14 protein-coding genes are annotated in these 18523 nt (G+C 63.6%); 7 read left to right on the forward strand and 7 right to left on the reverse strand.

The genetic code is table 11. From position 1 onward, the window contains the following. Positions 1-10 precede the first annotated feature (10 nt). A complete protein-coding gene (locus XI03_RS38750) occupies positions 11-1579 on the reverse strand; it encodes a dihydrolipoyllysine-residue acetyltransferase (protein WP_271595066.1) in 1569 nt (522 codons plus the stop codon). Positions 1580-1602: 23 nt separating this feature from the next. After that, positions 1603-4290 (reverse strand): pyruvate dehydrogenase (acetyl-transferring), homodimeric type, encoded by a 2688-nt coding sequence (aceE, locus tag XI03_RS38755; protein ID WP_271595067.1) that lies wholly within the window; start codon positions 4288-4290, stop codon positions 1603-1605. 632 nt (positions 4291-4922) lie between these two features. Here aceE and lipA point away from each other — a divergent pair. The 7 genes from lipA (at position 4923) to XI03_RS38790 (ending at position 13586) form a co-directional block, all read left to right on the forward strand. After that, positions 4923-5891: a lipoyl synthase gene (gene lipA / locus XI03_RS38760; protein WP_038946239.1), complete on the forward strand. Its 969-nt coding sequence runs from the start codon at positions 4923-4925 to the stop codon at positions 5889-5891. Between the two features lie 873 nt (positions 5892-6764). Continuing rightward, the gene (locus XI03_RS38765; RefSeq protein WP_271595068.1) at positions 6765-7589 is read left to right on the forward strand and encodes a metallophosphoesterase family protein; all 825 of its coding nucleotides are present in this window, start codon (positions 6765-6767) and stop codon (positions 7587-7589) included. A 6-nt stretch (positions 7590-7595) separates the two neighbouring features. After that, complete coding sequence (locus XI03_RS38770) at positions 7596-8762, forward strand: ABC transporter ATP-binding protein (protein WP_271595069.1); 1167 nt, start codon at positions 7596-7598, stop codon at positions 8760-8762. Continuing rightward, on the forward strand, positions 8759-9688 hold the full coding sequence (locus tag XI03_RS38775) for a carbohydrate ABC transporter permease (protein WP_271595070.1): 930 nt from the start codon (positions 8759-8761) through the stop codon (positions 9686-9688). The genes XI03_RS38770 and XI03_RS38775 overlap by 4 nt, the downstream gene beginning before the upstream one ends. Before the next feature lie 50 nt (positions 9689-9738). Beyond that, on the forward strand, positions 9739-10563 hold the full coding sequence (locus XI03_RS38780; protein ID WP_271595233.1) for a carbohydrate ABC transporter permease: 825 nt from the start codon (positions 9739-9741) through the stop codon (positions 10561-10563). A gap of 28 nt (positions 10564-10591) precedes the next feature. After that, entirely contained in the window at positions 10592-11896 is a 1305-nt protein-coding gene (locus tag XI03_RS38785) for an ABC transporter substrate-binding protein (RefSeq protein WP_038946235.1), read from the forward strand. Between the two features lie 70 nt (positions 11897-11966). Beyond that, entirely contained in the window at positions 11967-13586 is a 1620-nt protein-coding gene (locus tag XI03_RS38790) for an inositol monophosphatase family protein (RefSeq protein WP_271595071.1), read from the forward strand. Between the two features lie 7 nt (positions 13587-13593). Here the strand turns inward: XI03_RS38790 and XI03_RS38795 are convergent, their stop codons facing one another. The 5 genes from XI03_RS38795 to XI03_RS38815 all read right to left on the reverse strand — a co-directional run bounded on the left by XI03_RS38795 (position 13594) and on the right by XI03_RS38815 (position 18514). Beyond that, positions 13594-13971, reverse strand: coding sequence for an NUDIX hydrolase (locus XI03_RS38795; RefSeq protein ID WP_028145349.1), 378 nt, complete (start codon positions 13969-13971; stop codon positions 13594-13596). A 41-nt stretch (positions 13972-14012) separates the two neighbouring features. Continuing rightward, positions 14013-15032: a zinc-dependent alcohol dehydrogenase gene (locus XI03_RS38800; protein WP_271595072.1), complete on the reverse strand. Its 1020-nt coding sequence runs from the start codon at positions 15030-15032 to the stop codon at positions 14013-14015. A 149-nt stretch (positions 15033-15181) separates the two neighbouring features. Then, entirely contained in the window at positions 15182-16129 is a 948-nt protein-coding gene (locus XI03_RS38805; protein WP_197905462.1) for a sugar-binding transcriptional regulator, read from the reverse strand. Positions 16130-16226: 97 nt separating this feature from the next. Then, positions 16227-17756 carry an alkaline phosphatase D family protein gene (locus XI03_RS38810; protein WP_271595073.1) on the reverse strand — a complete coding sequence of 510 codons (1530 nt, stop codon included), beginning with the start codon at positions 17754-17756 and terminating at the stop codon, positions 16227-16229. Beyond that, positions 17753-18514, reverse strand: a complete 762-nt coding sequence (locus XI03_RS38815) for a glycerophosphodiester phosphodiesterase family protein (RefSeq protein WP_271595074.1) — start codon at positions 18512-18514, stop codon at positions 17753-17755. Before XI03_RS38815 ends, XI03_RS38810 begins: the two co-directional genes overlap by 4 nt. Positions 18515-18523: the final 9 nt, after the last annotated feature.

Raw genomic sequence — 18523 nt, forward strand, 5'->3', positions numbered from 1 at the left:
ACTCCCGATCTCAGAACAGCACGCGCCGCAAATCGGCGAGCACGCTGGCGAAATAGACGTTGAAACGTGCGGCCGCCGCACCGTCGATGACGCGGTGGTCCCACGACAGCGACAGCGGCAAGGTCAGGCGTGACGTCCAGGTCTTGCCGTCAGGCGAATGCTGCTTCCAGTATCCCTTGCACACGCCCATGATCGCGACTTCCGGCGCGTTGATGATCGGCGTGAAATAGATGCCGCCGATGCCGCCGAGCGAGGAGATCGAGAAGGTGCCGCCCTGCATCTGGTCTGGCTTGATCTTGCCTTCGCGCGCAAGCTTGGCGAGCGCGTTCATCTCATTGGCGATGTCAGGCACCGATTTCTTGTCGGCATCGCGGATGACGGGCACCATCAGTCCGTTCGGCGTGTCGGCGGCAAAGCCGACGTGCCAGTAGTTCTTGTAGACCAACGTGTCGCCGTCGAGGCTGGCATTGAACTCCGGAAACTTCTTCAGCGCCGCGACGGCTGCCTTCACCATGAACGGCAGCAGCGAGAGCTTCACGCCGCTCTTCTCCAGCTCCTTGTTCATCTTGACCCGGAACTGCTCGAGCTCGGTGATGTCGGCCTCGTCATGGGTCGTGACATGCGGGATGACGACCCAGTTGCGATGCAGATTGGCTGCCGAAATCTTCTTGATGCGACCGAGCTCCTTGCGCTCGACCGGGCCAAATTTTGCGAAATCGATCTTGGGCCAGGGCAGCAGATCGATGCCGCCGACACCGCCCCCGCTTGCGGGCGCCGCCTGCGGCTTGGCGGCGGACGCCCCGCCCTTGGCAACGGCCTCGACGTCTTCGCGAACGATACGGCCGTGACTACCGGAGCCTTTGACCTTGCCGAGATCGACACCCATCTCGCGTGCCAGCTTGCGCACCGCCGGTCCGGCATAGGCGAGCGCGAAGGCCTTTTCGTCGACCCCGCCGACTTGCGCCACGGGAGCCGCTGCGGGCGCCGACGACACTGCTGCAGGCGCAGGCGCCGCAGAGGCGGCCGTCGTGGACGCATCGCTGGTCGCGAGCACGAGAATGATCGCGCCCTCGCTGACCTTGTCGCCGGTCTTGACCTTGATCTCGCGCACGGTCCCCGAGAGGGGCGCCGGCACTTCCATCGTCGCCTTGTCGGATTCCAGCGCGATCAGCGGATCCTCAGCCTTGACGCTGTCGCCGGGCTTGACGAAGATTTCAATGACCGGAACGTCCTTGAAGTCGCCGATATCCGGAACGCGCACCTCGGCGACACCGGCCGGCGCGCTAACCGGCGACGGCGGTGCGCTGACGACGGGGCGAGTCTCGACCTGCTCGGCGCCCGCGCCCTCGAACTGCACGATCACCACGCCTTCGCTGACCTCGTCGCCAACCTTGACGACCACGGCCTTCACCACGCCATCGCGCGGCGACGGCACTTCCATGGTTGCCTTGTCGGATTCCAGCGCAACCAGCGGGTCCTCCGCCTTCACCTTGTCGCCCGGCTTGACGAATACTTCGATCACCGGGACTTCCTTGAAGTCGCCGATATCGGGAACTTTGATGTCGATCAGACCACTCATCGCTCTGCCCTCGGCTCCCTGGCTCAAACAGTCCAAGGCGCAGCGCGCCCGGCATCGATTTGATATTTGGCGATGGCCTCGGCCACGATTGCGGGCTTGATCGTCCCCTCATCGGCGAGCGCCTTGAGCGCCGCGACCGCGACGTAGTGCCGGTCGACCTCGAAGAAATTTCTAAGCTTCACGCGGTAGTCGCTGCGGCCGAACCCGTCGGTGCCGAGCACGACGTAGCGACGCCCGGCCGCCTGGACATATTCCCGGATCTGGTCGGGGTAGTTGCGCATGTAGTCGGTGGAGGCCACGACCGGCCCTGGATGTCCCTTGAGCTGCGATTCCACCCAGCTCTCGCAACGCGGCTCGGTCGGATGCAGCAGGTTCCAGCGCTCCGCCGCCATGCCATCGCGGCGTAGCTCGTTGAAGCTGGTTGCGCTCCAGACGTCAGCGGTCACGCCGAAGTCTGCCTTGAGCAAATCGGCGGCCGCGATCACCTCGCGCAGGATCGTGCCCGACCCGACAAGCTGGACGCGGAGGCCCTTCTTCGCGGTCTCGCCTCCGTTCTTCAGGAGATAGAGTCCCTTGAGGATCCCCTCCTCCGCCCCTTCGCCTGCATCGGCAAGCGCGGGATGCGGATAGTTCTCGTTCATCAGGGTGAGGTAGTAGTAGACGTCCTCCTGCGCCTCGTACATCCGGCGCATGCCTTCGCGGACGATCGTCACGACCTCATAGGCGAAGGTCGGATCGTAGGAGATGCAGTTCGGGATGGTCGCGGCGAGCACGTGGCTGTGGCCGTCCTCGTGCTGCAATCCCTCGCCGTTCAGCGTAGTCCGGCCGGCGGTGCCGCCGAGCAGGAAGCCGCGGGCCCGCATGTCGCCTGCAAGCCAGGCGAGATCGCCGACGCGCTGCAAGCCGAACATCGAGTAGTAGATGTAGAACGGGATCATCGGCACGTTGTTCGTCGAGTAGGACGTCGCCGCAACGATCCAGCTCGACATCGCGCCGCCCTCGTTGATTCCCTCCTGGAAGACCTGTCCGCTCTTGTCTTCGCGGTAGTACATCAGCTGATCGGCGTCCTGCGGCCTGTAAAGCTGGCCGACCGACGAGTAGATGCCGAGTTGCCGGAACATGCCCTCCATGCCGAAGGTGCGGGATTCGTCCGGTACGATCGGCACGATGTGCCTGCCGATCACCTTGTCGCGCACGAGCGCACCGAGCAACTGCACGAAGGCCATCGTCGTCGAGATCTCGCGCTCGCCGGTGTTTTCGAGCAGCCGCTGGAACGTCGAGAGCGGCGGAATTTGCAAGGACGCGGATTTCCGCCGGCGTTGCGGTAGGTAGCCGCCGAGCTTTTCGCGCTGCGCCCGGAAATACTTCATCTCCGGACCATCTTCCGGCAACCGGAGGAAAGGCACCTTGGCCAGGTCCGCGTCGGCGACCGGCACCTGGAAACGGTCACGAAAGCCGCGCAGCGCGTCCTGCGTCATCTTCTTCGCCTGATGGGCGATCATCTGGCCCTCGCCGGACTCGCCCATGCCGTAGCCCTTGACGGTCTTCGGCAGAATGACCGTGGGCTGGCCCTTGTGGTTCACGGCCGCGGTGTAGGCGGCAAAAACCTTCTCGGGATCGTGGCCGCCGCGCGCAAGCTGCCAGATCTCGTCGTCGCTCATGTCAGAGACGAGCTGCTTGGTTTCCTCGTACTTGCCAAAGAAGTGTTCGCGAATGTAGGCGCCGCTCTTGCTCTTGAAGTCCTGGTATTCGCCGTCGACGCATTCTTCCATGAGCCTTAGCAGCAGCCCGCTCTTGTCCTTCTCCAGCAGGCGGTCCCAGCCCGAGCCCCATAGCACCTTGATGACGTTCCAGCCCGCACCGCGGAAGACACTTTCGAGCTCTTGCACGATCTTGCCGTTGCCGCGGACGGGCCCGTCGAGCCGCTGGAGATTGCAGTTGATGACGAAGATCAAATTGTCGAGGTTCTCGCGGCCGGCGAGCGAGATCGCGCCGAGCGATTCCGGCTCGTCGGTTTCGCCGTCGCCCATGAACGCCCAGACCTTCCGGTTGGACGTCTCGGCCAGCTTGCGGTTCTCGAGATATTTCAAGAACCGCGCCTGATAAATCGCCATCAACGGCCCCAGCCCCATCGACACCGTCGGGAACTGCCAGAAGTCCGGCATCAGCCAGGGATGCGGATAGCTCGACAAACCCTTGCCGCCGGTCTCCTGCCTGAAGCTGAGGAGCTGCTCCTCGCTCAGTCGCCCCTCAAGGAAGGCCCGCGCATAGATGCCGGGGGAACAGTGCCCCTGCACGAAGATCAAGTCGCCGCCATGGGTCTCGGTCGGTGCGTGCCAGAAATGGCCGAAACCGATGTCGTAGAGCGTGGCGGCAGACTGGAAGCTGGCGATGTGGCCACCGAGCTCCGAGCTCTCCTTGTTGGCGCGCAGAATTATCGCCAGCGCATTCCAGCGGATGATGGAGCGAAGCTTGTGCTCGATCGCGCGGTCGCCCGGCAGCGCCGGCTGCTGCTCCAGCGGGATCGTGTTGCAATAGGGTGTCGTCAGCGACTGCTCGATCTGAAGGCCACCGCGTCGCGCGGCGTCGAGCATCGCATTGACGACGAACTCCGCGCGTTCGTTGCCGCGGTGCCCCCGGACCGCCGACAGGGCATCGAGCCATTCCCGGGTTTCCTGCGGGTCCTGATCGTGAGCGTCCGCGATCGTCATTACCTTCTCCATTGCATGCCAAGCCGCAGTCGCGTGCCAACGTTCATTGCGGTCCGCATTCATGCGGACACGCGCAATGCCGATCGGGTGATGTCCCGGTCGTTTCAGGTGATGGGTTGTGTGTTGGCTGGCATCTGAACGTCCCCTCGCGCTGCATGTTCTGAAGCTGTCGCTTCTTTTGGCAGATGCTTAAGCAGCATTCATGCCAGACCGCGAAAAGAACGGCATTCGCGTCGATGTCGTTCAACTTGCTCGGTTTTACCGGGCGGGTCGGAGCCCCCGCCCATGCATCCGGGCTCGATCCGTCTGAAGCTCCGGAAAACCGGCTAGAGCATCGCCCGAAATCTCGGATCAGCAGATGGAGGGTTCCGAATGCCGCGCGCGATGCCGGTAACCGGCCTTGCACGTCGGGAACGAAAGCGCCCGCGCAAGGCAGCGCGCCCGGTCACCGCGTGAATCAACGCGGGACCACAAATCATGTTGACGTGCTTCACCGCGATAGCTGAATGTCGGCGACCGCGCGCGGGACGGCGTTGTTGTCGCGCCACGGCTCGCGCAAGACGGAACGTGTCGCACAATCTGAGCGGAGCCGCCGCCATGTTCGGCTCTCGCACATCGCAAGGGGTGGGCGCATGACGGTGCTACTTGATTTCCTCAACGACGATCCGCGAACGAAGCTGCGGACCGATCGGCCGCGCCATCCCGAAAAGGTCAACCGCCCGGACACGCCGCTACAAAAGAAGCCCGCATGGATCCGCGTGAAAGCCCCCGGCTCCGCCCAATGGACCGAGACGCGACGTATCGTGCGCGAAAACAAGCTCGTGACCGTCTGCGAGGAAGCCGGCTGTCCCAACATCGGCGAGTGCTGGGCGAAGAAGCACGCGACCTTCATGATTATGGGTGACACCTGCACGCGCGCCTGCGCGTTCTGCAACGTGCGCACCGGCCTGCCCGACCCACTCGATGCCGACGAGCCCGGCAAGGTCGCCGACGCCGTCGCCAAGCTTGGGCTCGAGCATGTGGTCGTGACCTCGGTCGATCGCGACGACCTCGCCGACGGCGGGGCCGCCCATTTCGCAGCCACAATTGCGGCGATCCGCGCAATGAGCCCGGCGACCTCAATTGAAATCCTCACGCCTGATTTCCTGCGCAAGCACGGCGCACTCGAGACGGTCGTTGCCGCAAGGCCAGATGTGCTCAATCACAATCTGGAAACGGTGCCGTCAAAATATCTCGCGGTGCGTCCAGGTGCGCGCTATTTCCATTCGGTCCGACTCCTGCAACGCGTGAAGGAGCTCGACCCGCGCATCTTCACCAAATCGGGAATCATGGTCGGCCTCGGCGAGGACCGCAGCGAGGTGCTGCAGTTGATGGACGATCTGCGTTCCGCCGACGTCGATTTCCTGACCATCGGCCAGTATCTCCAGCCGACGCGCAAGCACCATGCCGTGATGCGCTTCGTGCCCCCTGATGAATTCGAGGCCTATCGGAAGACCGCCTATGCCAAGGGATTTCTCATGGTCTCGGCCACGCCACTGACGCGATCCTCACACCACGCCGGTGACGACTTCCGCAAGCTGCGCGAGCGCCGAAGCATTTAGCTATCTATGCGGCTCGATCGCGCTTCTCCACAAACCAACACCTAGCGCAAACCGACGCTCAGATTCACAGCCGTAGCTCAGGCTGAGCGGATTGGCAGGCAATATACGCTCGTCGTGCTCTCAAACGGATGGAGGCCGTTGGCGCTCTCGAGATTTTCTTTGATCTCCCGGTGCACACGTCGTGCGCACGCCGCTTCCTAACCGATTGAAAAAGTAGAACTCTCGCTCCAATCCAACATCGGGGCCATGGAAAACTTCCGATCTAACCCGTTAATTTTACTGAGATATTCCGCCTCTGCCCGACCCTTGATGTGATTGGAACGATTAAGAAATCTGGTGTGACGAGGCTTCCGCAACCTGGCTCTTCTAGAACCACATATGCACGAATTGGAAGTGGAAATCGCGTCTTCGGAGTCCCGGTGAACGCGTCACGCAAACGCTCAGCGAGAGGGCACACGCCACTCATAGGACACGCATCAAAGGCCCTCGAGCACTCAGCTTGGAGATATCGGCTTCGATCATGTCGGTCGGTCATGTGAATCCAGGTTGCGCAGACGCTGCGCCATTCAATCGCGACCGCGCAGACCGAAGTTTCCGTCCCTGGTCAGACGACACACCCGGTTGCTCACATCCGCGCATGATCCGCTTGTCTTGTGTGAATTACATTTGTCACAAGGACAGATCATATGTATAGTTGATTGAGATGACACAAGCGGCTTAAGCGGCATCGTCAGCCAGGGAGGGCGCCGGAAGCTTCAGATCTCACGACTACAATGACCACTCCGCGCGGCGCGGGGCAGCGCATTCGATTCGAACGACAGACCGCTGCGCGCCCAACGCACGGCATGACACGCGACCCAAAGCAGAGGCGTCATGGTCCGAGTTATTCAGATTTCCGATACGCATCTCAGCCCGAGCAAGCAGCACTTCGACGCGAACTGGGCGCCACTTGCCCGTTGGATCGCGCAGCATAAGCCAGATCTCGTCATACATACCGGCGACGTGACGGTCGATGCGGCCGATCAGGAAACCGACGCAGCATATTGCGCGACCCAACTGGCCTCGCTCGGCGTCCCTGTCGTGGCGGTTCCGGGAAATCATGACGTCGGCGAGGTCGGCAATCCGCATCAGCCGGTAAATGGCGAGCGGCTCGATCGCTTTCGCCGCCACTTCGGCGACGACCGCTGGCTACGCGATGTGGACGGTTGGCGCCTGATCGGCCTCAATTCGATGATCTTCGGCGGCGGCCCCGAAGAGGCGCGGCAGACCGAATGGCTCGAGGCCGCGATGGCCGATGCTGCGGGGCGTCGCCTTGCCTGGTTCACCCACCGGCCGCTGTTCATAGAATTACCGACCGAGGCCGACACCGGTTACTGGTCGGTCAAGCCGGAGCCGCGCCGCGCCCTTCTCGATCTGCTGCAACGCTACCAGGTGGAGATCGTGGCCAGTGGACATCTGCATCGCTGGCACGAAATCCGGCTGAACGGCACGCACTACATTTGGGGGCCGGCGGCCGGCTTTCTGGTCGGTGAGAAACTGGCGCCGCCGATGAGCGGCGCTGCACGGCTTGGGGCGGTGGTCTACGACATCGACGGCGAAAATATCGACGTGAGCATTCGTCCGGTGCCCGGCCTCACCGATTACTGGATCGACGACGTCGTGCACGAAGTCTATCCACCGCGCGATGCTGAGGCGTGATCTGCGATGGCCGGCCTCACATTGCGCGGCATCCATAAGGCTTTCGGCGACACATCCGTCCTCAACGACATCGACCTCGATATTGCGGACGGCGAATTTCTGACGCTGGTTGGCCCCTCCGGCTGTGGCAAGTCGACGCTCCTGCGCATCATTGCCGGCCTCGAATCGCAGGACCGCGGTTCGGTGTCGATCGGCGGGACTTCGGTCGACCATATGCGGCCTCACGAGCGCAGAATCGCCATGGTGTTCCAGAATTACGCGCTCTATCCCCACATGTCGGTGTTCGACAACATAGCGCTGCCGCTCACCATGACGCGCCTCAACCTGTTCGAGCGCCTGCCCTTGATGCGTCATTTGTCGCTCCGCCGCAGTCGCGTCATGGACGAGATCGCGCGCGAGGTGCGGGCCGTCGCGGAGCAGCTTCGAATCGACACCTTCTTTCACCGCCGCCCCGGACAGCTTTCGGGCGGTCAACGGCAGCGCGTCGCGCTCGGCCGCGCAATGGTGCGTCATCCGCAGGCTTTCCTGATGGACGAGCCATTGTCGAACCTCGACGCCAAGCTGCGTGTGCACATGCGTGGCGAGCTGACCGAGCTGCACGCGCGTCTCGGCGCCACGATGATCTACGTGACACACGACCAGATCGAAGCGATGACGATGTCCGATCGCCTTGCCGTGATGGATCACGGCAACATACTCCAGCTCGGCACCCCCGCCGAGGTCTACGAACGGCCCGCCACGACTGCGGTCGCGCAGTTCATTGGCAGTCCGGCGATCAATCTATTTCCGGCCCATGTGGGCCCCGGCGGCCAGGTCGAGCTGCTCGGCCGGACGCTGCCGATCGATGTCCGCAACGCGCCGACGCCGGAACTGACGGTCGGCATGCGTCCGGAAGCAATGCGGATCGGAGGCGGACCGTGCGCCGTCACGTGCAGGTTCCGGCGCCGCGAGAATCTGGGCTCGGAAAGCATCCTTCACTTCGATCTCGTGGCCTCCCCGGAAGTGGCGGTGCTCTGCCGGGTCGACAACAGCATCCCGATCCCCGAGGGCGAAGTCCCGCTAGCCTTCGAGCCAAGGGATTGTCACGTGTTCGACCACAACGGTCAACGCATCGAGGTGGAAAGCCGCAATGCAGCCGGTCGAGACCTGCGCCGCGCGAGCGAGGTCCGATGACCACGGTCGCGGTTCAAATCACTCCGCTCGACGCGGCGCCGCCAGCCGGCCGCCAGCGATGGGTCGAGCGGTTCGCGGGCTTGGGCTTTGCCGCGCCGGCCTTCATCCTGCTGGTCCTGACGAATCTGGCGCCGCTGGCTGCTCTCGCCTTCCTGAGTTTCACCAACTACGAGCTGGGTGCGCTCGACTTCTCGTTCGTCGGCTTCAAAAACTTCGGCGCGGCGCTGCAGGATCCCGTGATTCGTCGCTCGGTGACCAATACCCTGCTCTACGTGGCGATTGTCGTGCCCGGCGGCGTCCTGATCTCGCTGCTGGTCGCACTCCTGATCCACCAGCGCAAGCGCACGCGCAGCCTCTATGAGGTTATCTATTTTCTCCCCGTCACCTCGACGCTCATCGCAATGGCCACGATGTGGCAGTTCCTGCTGCACCCGACCCTGGGGCTCATCAATCAGGCGCTCAAGGGACTGGGGTTCGCGGAGACAGCTTTCCTGAGCGAGCCGCGCCTCGTCATCCCGACGCTCGCCGCGATCGGCATCTGGCAGCTCGTCGGCTTCAACATGGTGCTGTTTCTCGCCGGCCTCTCGGCTATTCCCCGCGATCTCTACGAAGCCGTCGATATCGATGGCGCGAGCCACCCCATTGACCGCTTCCTGAAAGTGACGTGGCCGATGCTCGGTCCGACGACGATGTTCGTGACCGTGACGACCTTCATCACCGCCTTCAAGATCTTCGACACGGTTGCGGTGATGACGCGTGGAGGCCCCGGAGGCGCATCCGAGGTGCTGCTGTATGCCATCTATCTGGAGGGGTTTCAGTACTTCCACATGAGCTATGCGGCGACGCTCACGCTGATCTTCCTGGCGTTCACCCTCGTGTTCTCGGCGCTGCAGACCTTCATCCTCGACCGACGGGTGCACTATTGAAGCGCACATCGGCCACGATCACTCGCCCGCCGACGCCGGTGGCGATCCGGATGCGGCGCCTCGTGTCGCTTGCGCTCGTCCATGCGGTGCTGATCGGCGGCGCCGTCTTCATGCTGCTGCCGTTCGTTTTCATGCTGACGAGCGCGATCAAGCCGCCGGGCGAGATCTTCGAGGCGACGTTCCGGCTCTGGCCGCGCCAGTTCTACGGATGGCAGAATTTCGAATCTGCCCTGAGCACCGCGCCACTGCTGCGTTTTCTGCTCAACGGACTCATCGTCTGCGGCGGAATCCTCGTCGTCCAGCTGCTGGTCGCAATTCCCTGCGCCTATGCGCTCGCCAAGCTGAAGTTTCCGGGACGGCCGATCCTGTTTTCGCTGGTCCTGCTCGGACTCTGCATTCCGGTCCAGGCGCCCTCGCTCCCGCTCTACATCGCGTTCGCCGAACTCGGCATCCTCAACACCTACCTCTCGATGATGATGCCCTTCTTCCTGTCGGTGTTCGCGATTTTCCTGTTCCGCCAGTTCTTCAAGTCCTATCCGGATGAGATCATCCAGGCCGCGCGGCTCGACGGCGTCGGTGAGTTAGAAATCGTGTGGCGCATCGTCGTGCCGAGCGCATGGCCGGCGATCGCGGCGTTTTCGATCTTCTCTGTCGTGGCGCACTGGAACGACCTGTATTGGCCGCTCATCGTCGTCTCCGACACCAAGCTCGCGACGCCGCCGCTCGGCATGATGTATTTCGCCGATTCCGAGTTGGGCTCGAATTACGGGGCGCTCGCCGCCGGCGCCACCATCATCACGGCGCCGCTGGTCATCGCGTTCCTGATCGCGCGGCGGCATTTCCTTGCCGGCATCACGATGACCGGAATCAAATGACTTCAACAACCGCTAGGGAGACACCGTCATGCTGCATCGCCGAGACCTCCTGAAAAGCGCCGCGGCCGTTGGGACGACCGCGCTTTCAAGCCCACTCCTGACGCGATCGGCCCACGCGCAGGACGTTACGCTGGATGTCCTTTATGCCTTTCCTGCCTTCGCGAAATTCCATGAGCCGATCGCCCAGGAGTTCATGAAGCGGCAGTCGGGCATCAAGATCCAGTTCCGGGCGCCGGCGGCGAGCTATGACGAAGGTCATCAGACCATGCTGCGGCAGGCCGTCACCAACCAGCTGCCCGACGTCTACTATTCGGGTTATCACCTCCTCGCCGAGCTCGTGCGCACGCTGGTGAAACGCAACCAGATCACCGAGGTCGCCTCGCTGCTGCAGAAGGAGGACGCCGCCTGGCGCAAGGCCAACTATTCCGACGGAATCCTGGCCCTCGGGGCGGTCGACGGCAAGATCTACGGCCTCGCATTCAATGCGTCGTTGCCGGTCATCTATTTCAACACGCAGCTCGTGAAGGAGGCGGGCGGCGATCCGGACAGGATGCCCGACAACTGGACGGACATGATCGCGCTCGCCGTCAACATCAAGAGCAAGGGATCCGATGTCGCCGGCATAGCCTATAACATCCATGACTGGCCCGACGACTGGCTATTCCGTTCCCTGATCCTGCAAGGTGGCGGACAGATGCTCGACGCGTCGGAAACCACTGCCGGTTTCGGCAAGGATGCCGGGCTGAAGGCTCTGGTCCACTGCCGGCGGTTCGTGGCCGATGCCAAGATGCCGCTGATCGATTGGGACTCCTCGCGCCAGCAGTTCATCGCCGGGAAAATCGGCATCTTCGCCGACACGCCGGCCCGGTTGCGCCAGGTCACGGATCTGATCGGCGACAAGTTCACCTTGCGCACCTGCACCTTCCCGATCGACGACAAGCAGAAAGGTGGGCTGCCCACCGGCGGCAACGCGGCAATCATCACGGCGAAAGATCCGGCGAAGCAGCGGGCCGCCTGGGAGTTCCTGAAATTCGTGAGCGGACCTGAAGCGCAGAAAATCGTGGTGGAGACAACGGGCTACATGCCGACCAATTTGCGCGCCTCGGGGCCCGACTTCCTGGCTCCGTTTTACGACAAGAACCCGAACTTCCGCACCGTGTCGCAGCAGATCGAGCGCGCGAAGCCATGGCAGGGCTATCCGGGCGGACAGTCCGTGAAGATCTGGCGCACGCAGCGCGAGATCATCCATGCCGTCATGCGCGGCGAGACGACCGCCGAGGCCGGGCTCGATCGCATGGTCAAGGAAAGCAACGCCTTAATGAAGAGTTCGTAAGCAACGGACAGCCGGCCACAGCAGGTGGCCAAGCGCTGCTAAAGGCCCTTCTCCCCGGAACAGGACTGCCGTGTTCATCATTGCCCAGCTGAGCGATTTCCATGTGCGTCCGCATGGCAAGAAAGCTTACGGCGACATCGATACCAACGCGATGTTTCACGACGCGATCGACGCCGTGCTGAACCTCGGTCCGCAACCCGACTGCGTCGTGGTCAGCGGCGATCTGACCGACTGCGGGCTCGAGGAGGAATACGAGATTGTCGCCGCCGGCCTGGCAAGGCTGCCGATGCCGGTATTCGTCATTCCCGGCAACCACGACCGGCGCGAGCAGTTCATACGGTCGCTGCGACCACGCCACCGCTATCTTCCGTCCGACGGCTTCATCAACTTTGTCGTGGATGAGTTCCCGGTCCGGCTGATTTTCCTCGACAGCGTCGAGGTCGGACAGACCCACGGGACCTTCTGCGCGGCGCGGCAACAATGGCTGCGCGAAGTGCTCGCGGAAGGCCCCAGCAAGCCGACGGTCATTATCATTCATCATCCGCCGTTCCTCGTCGGAGCCGACGGAATGGACGAGCTGGGTATCAGCGACGCTACAGCGCTCAACGCAATCATCAAGGACCATCCGGACACCGAACGTGTGCTGTGCGGTCACTATCACCGCTCGATCACGGTGCGCTACGCGGGGACCGTGGGCTATGTGGCGCCGAGCACGGCGCACCAGGTCGCGCTCGACCTGCGGCCAGGTCGCGGTAACCGCTTCATCAAGGAGCCGCCGGGATTTGCCTTGCACTGTTGGCGGCCGGACATGGGCATTAGCAGCCATCTCGTCCCGATCGGAGACTTTGGTCGTCCGTTCGACATCGCGCCCGATCGGGACGATCCGGGAACCGAGGAGCGCAAGAGCCTTCCGACGCTGCTATGGCGCGCAGAGGCCGTCGTTGCTGAGGCTGCAGCCAGGCTGGTCGCGATGCAATCCACGCCGCTACGCACAGAGCGCAAGGACGGGCTCGATATCGTCACCGAGGCGGATCTTGCCTCCGAGGCGATCGTCGTCGCGGGCTTGAAGGCGCTGACGCCGGATGCCGGCATCCTGGCCGAGGAGAGCGGCGCGAGCCAAGGGGACAATGCGGCGCGCTGGATCATCGATCCGCTCGACGGCACGATCAACTACGCGCAGGGACTGCCGTGGTTTTCCGTGACGGTCGCCTACGAGGTCGACGGTGAGACGAAACTCGGCCTGATCAACGCTCCCAAGATCGGACTGACTGCGCGCTATCTCGCGGGGGAAGGCGCAACGATCGATGGCGTGCCCGCCCGCGTCTCCACGACGCGTTCGCTGTCAGATGCGGTCGTCTCGGTGATTCTGACCTCGCATTTCTCGCCCGACGAAGTCCAGCGGACGACGCGTGTAATCGAACTGCTCGGCAAAGTGGCGCGCGGCGTGCGTATCGTCGTCTCGGGCGCCTTCGAGACGACGATGGTGGCCTCGGGTCGCCTGGACGGCTTTGTCTCATTGAAAGCCGACATCGTTTCGCACGCTGCCGCGTTGCCGATGGTGTGGGCCGGCGGCGGGAAGGTCACGACACTGACGGGGCGTCCGTGCAGCAACGACGATCTCGACAAGATCGCCTCCAACGGATTGATCCATGAGGAATTGCTGACTCTCCTGCGCCAGGCGCTGCGATGACGGAGTTTTATCTCGGAAACAGCTTATCGCGGATGTAGCGCGACGTCGGGGTCAGTCTGGCGCCGCGCGGCTTGCGCCAAACCGCTCGATCGATCTCCTTCTTGTCGCCGACCTTCAGGCGCCCCGACACCTTCTTGGCCAGGAAGATCGCATCACTCATCCGCCGGCCGGTTCGGCTCTTTCTCGCTTTCACTTCCTTCCATAGTTTCAACGGCCCGAGCTTCAGCTTGGGAAGCTCCTCCTTGATCTCGCGACGAAGGCAACTCCTGTCGCTCTCGCCTGCTCGCCTTCGGCCGCCGGGAAACATCCAGAGCCCGTCGCGCCTGCGTCTGACCATCAGGACGCGTCCCTTTCTTGCGACGACCAGCTTCGACGATTTCGCCATTGGCACCCGTCCTGCCGAGCACTTGCGAGAGAGCGCTCAATCTACGGGCAGATGATCGCCTTGATGATGCCGTCGCGCCGCGCGACCTGCTGCTCGAACGCGGCAGGCGTCTGGTCGAGCGAGAAACGATGCGTGGCCAGCGGCGCCAGCTTGACCTGCCCGCCTTGCGCAAGCGCGATGGCGCGCGGATAAACTTCCGGCATGCGCCGTGAAAACTTGATCGACAGGCCCTTTCGACGCGACTCCGCGCCGCTGAGGACGTACTGATTATTCTCCGGGATGCCGACGAGGACGACCCGGCCACCGATGCGGGCGCAGCGCGCCGCATGCTCGAAGCCGTGCGATGAGTCGGTTGCCTCGATCACCAGATCGACGCCGCGGCCTTCGGTGGCGTCCCCGACCTCGGCGTAGCTGCGGCACGCCACGTCCGCCCCGAGGTCGCAGGCCAGTGCAGTACGCTGCTCGACAGGGTCGATCGCGATGATCTTTCCGCTACCTGCAAGCCGCGCCAGTTGCACGAGCAGCAATCCCACCGGCCCGCAGCCGAGCACGGCCACGCTTTCCAGAAGCCGCGGGCGCGCCAGATCCATCGCATGGATCGCGACGCCAAGCGTCTCCAGGATCGCCGCGCCGGCCGGGTCGATGCTGTCAGGCACCAGATGCACGGCGGATCGGGGCACACAGACGAATTCGGCCATGGCGCCGTTGTGAGGCGCGTAGCCCAGGAATTTCACGTTGGGGCAGAGATTGGTGTGACCGCGGTGACACCATTCGCAACGGCCGCAGGGAATGGAAGGATCGACCGCCACCAAAGCGTCGGCCGAGAACCCCGCTTTTCGCGCCGAGTCCGGCGTGAGGACACCCGAGAACTCATGGCCCAGGACGAACGGCCTGACTTGGGTCGGGCCAGTTGTTCCGCCCTCGAGATAGGAATGCAAATCGCTGCCGCAAACGCCGACAGCCTTGACGCGGATGATGAGTTCGTCCTCCGCGAGCGACTTCGGCTCGGGGATATCGAGGACGCGGATGTCACGAATGTCCTGGAGCACCGCAGCGCGCATGTCGACGCCATCCTTCTGAGCAGTTGTCTCCCTCATATTACATATGTAATCCTTAAGTGACAAATGCTTTTGCACGCCGTTCGGCGCGCACGGGGCCTCGCGCCCTCGGTGCCGAAGGCGTGGATCCCCTCTTCGTTGTGAGAAAGCGGCTATTTCTGCTTGTCGATCAGTTTCAGCGCGGCGACGGCGGTGTTCTCGTCCGTCACCAGCACCTTGCCGATCCGCCCGCGCAGCACCGCGGCGATGATCGGCGCCTTGTTGAGCCCCCCGGCGATCAGCATCGACGTCGGCACGCGCGCCAGCTTCTCGAGCGGCAGCGCAATGGCGCGGCTGTTGATGCCGTGATCTATGGGCCGGCCGGTCTTGTCGAGAAATTGCGCCAGGACGTCGCCGACGGCGCCTGCCGCCCGCAGGTGCTCGGCACGAACGTCCGGCGGCAGCCCATGCCGCATCAGCAGCGAGCGCGGCGTCAGATCTCCCATGCTCAACAGCGCTAGATCGATCTTCTCAACGCTGTTCAGCACCTCCTGATAGACCTCCTGGGCCAGGAAGGTGTCGCGCGAGCGCCGGCTGCTGACAAAGATCGGGGCGGCCAGATAGCTGCACTGGGCGTGCAGCCGGTGCGCGAGCTCGCCCGCAATCTCGAAGGTGTTGAGCTCGAGTCCCCGCGACAGGCCCCCCATCATGGAGACGATGGAGAGCTCGGGATAGTCCGCCGGCGTGACGTAACGGATGGTCTCACGCAAGGTCGCGCCCCATCCGATACCGATGATGCGCGGCCGCTTCTGTTCGAGGAATTTCGATAAATACGCGCCCGCCGCCATCCCGATCAGGCTGCCGACCTGCTCGGGATTCCCCGGGCTCGGGATGACGACCGCGTCCTCCAGACCGCATTCCCGGCGCAGGCGGTGCTCCAGCTCCGTGCAGCTCGCAAAGGCGGAGTTGAGGCGGATGTTGACGATACCGGTCTGCCGGGCATCGGACAGCATGCGATTGACGCGGGCGCGGGTCAGCCCCAGCCGCTCGCCGATCTCGGCCTGGGTCAGGTTCTCCATGTAGTAGAGCCAAGCGACCCGCAGGATGGTTTGATCAGTCACGGCGCAGCCCCCCGCAGCGGCCCCAAGGCACAGTCAGACGTCGGAGCATTTGAGGCGATCTTTCGTTGGTCGTCAAATCTCTGCGATGCGGATTTCGTCATGCGGCCTTCGCGCCCGGCACGCCATCCTCGACCACAAAGCTCGTCAGCCGGCGCACCGCGCTCGCGGCATCCTTGACGTCGTCGAGCGCCTCGAATCCCACGGTGCAATGCCGGGCGTCGAGCTCCACGGTCGCATAGCCGCGCTTGTCGCCACGCGCGTAGACCAGATGCGGATTCTCCGCCAGCGCCTTGCGCACGCTGGCTTCGCTCGGACCGTCTGAGGTGATCGACGTGCCGACGAACTCGGTCGCAATGGTCGGTCGATCCGGCCGGGCGAAATCATGCTTCAGATCGGCGGCAAAGAAGGCGTGACGGTCGCCGCCGATCACGATCGGATTGCGTCGGCGTTGCGCCACGAGCGAATCGAGGAGACGGCGGCGGGCGTTGGGATAGCCGTCCCAGCCGTCCATCCAGAAGTGAGCACCATCGTCCCCTTCCCGCTTGTCCTGCGCCATCAATGTCTGCTGCGCGACGATCGTCCAACGGCCGCGACAGTCGCGCAGGCGGGCATCGAGCCACTGTTCCTGTTGTTCGCCGAGCATCGTCCGCGCTTCATCCGTCCGGCTCACACAGTCAGCCACCCAGGTCGGACGCCCGCTTCCGACGCAGGCCGATGCCGAGCGATATTGCCGGTCGTCGAGCAGCAGCACGTCGAGCATCTCGCCGAAGCGATAGTGTTCATAGATCGTGGCGTCGGCGCCGCGCGGGCGCGCCGAGGGAGGCAGCGGCATGTGCTCGTAATAGGCCTGATAGGCTGCCGCACGGATCTTGAGGAACTGAGCAGCATCGCGCGCCGTATAGGAGCGATCATTGGCATAATCGTCCATCACCTCGTGGTCGTCCCAGACCGAAAGCCAGGGAAAGGCAGCGTGCGCGGCTTGCAGGTCGGGATCGCTCTTGTAGAGCGCGTAGCGGTTGCGGAATTCCTCGAGCGTCGTCGGAATTCCGACGCCATGCTGGCGGACGTGGCGCGATCCCCAGGATTTCTCGTAGATATAGTCGCCCAGATGTACGACGAGGTCGAGATCACGCGCGGCCATGTCGCGGTAGGCGGTAAAATAGCCTTGCTCGTATTGCTGGCAGGATGCGAAAGCAAAACGTAAAGGCCGCGCCGCCCTGGCGGGCGCGGTTCGGGTGCGTCCGACCGGGCTGAGCGCCGGGCCGGCGCGGAAGCGATACAGGTAGACGCGGTCCGGCAGCAGCCCCGTCGCCTCGGCATGCACGGAATGCGCAAGCTCCGCGGTCGTCCGCACGACGCCGCGGGAGGCGATGCGCGAGAAGGCCTCGTCGTCAGCAACCTGCCATTCGACGTCCACAGTGGCGTCCCGCATGCCGCCGCCGTCGAGCGGCTGCGGCGCAAGGCGGGTCCACAGGATGACGCGATCCTCCCGCGGGCATCCGGACGCAACACCGAGCGTGAACGGATCCGCGCTGAACGAAACCGGCGCTCCCCGCACGAACCCGGCGGGTGCAGCCAAGGCGGCGCTCGCCAGCGATCCCACGAGAAAGCGGCGGCGGGGAATCATGGGCGCGCCGGCATCGTTTCGAGCCTGCGGCGAATGCTCACGGCGATATCCGGCCGATCGGTCGTGATCTGCCGCACCGGTTGCGAGAGCCAATAGGCGATATCCTCCGGCTCGTTAGTCACCCATGCGCCAAGGCGCTCGGATCCGAGCACCTTGAGGGCGAGCGGCAACGCGAGCCCCAGGAGTGATTTTTCGACCGCGACAATGCAGCCGGGAATGGCGGCCAATCGCGTCAGCGCAGGCTCAATTCCGCCCATCATCTCCGCCGAACGACGGTCGAGCGAAACGAGCACCCGCGCCTCCGGCCACAGCCGGAGCACGGTCTTGATCACGCCGGGCACGAAGCAGGTGATGATTGCACGCCGTTCCAGGCCCCGGCTCTTGATCTGGTCGATCAGCCTCGCTTCGAGGCCCGAATAGGAATTGCCAAGCGCATCCGTCTTGATCTCGATGTGGAGCTCAAGCGTGGTGTCGCTGAACACGTCGAGCACCTCGTCCAAGGTCGGAATGCACTCATCGCCCGCATCACGAAGACGCATCGCCGTCAAGCGCTGCAGGCTGCGCTCGCCCACCGGTCCGCTCTCGAATGTGGTGCGGTCGAGCAGCGGATCATGGATCACGACGACACCGCCATCCGTGCTCTGATGGACGTCGAACTCGACTGCGTCGACCCCTTCCCTGCACAGGTTGCGGAAGCCCGTCAGGCTGTTCTCTGGCCAAAGATTGCGTCCGCCGCGATGCCCGGCGATGAAAACCATGATCAGTCC

Source organism: Bradyrhizobium sp. CCBAU 65884 (assembly GCF_028128835.1).
Taxonomy (GTDB): domain Bacteria; phylum Pseudomonadota; class Alphaproteobacteria; order Rhizobiales; family Xanthobacteraceae; genus Bradyrhizobium; species Bradyrhizobium ottawaense.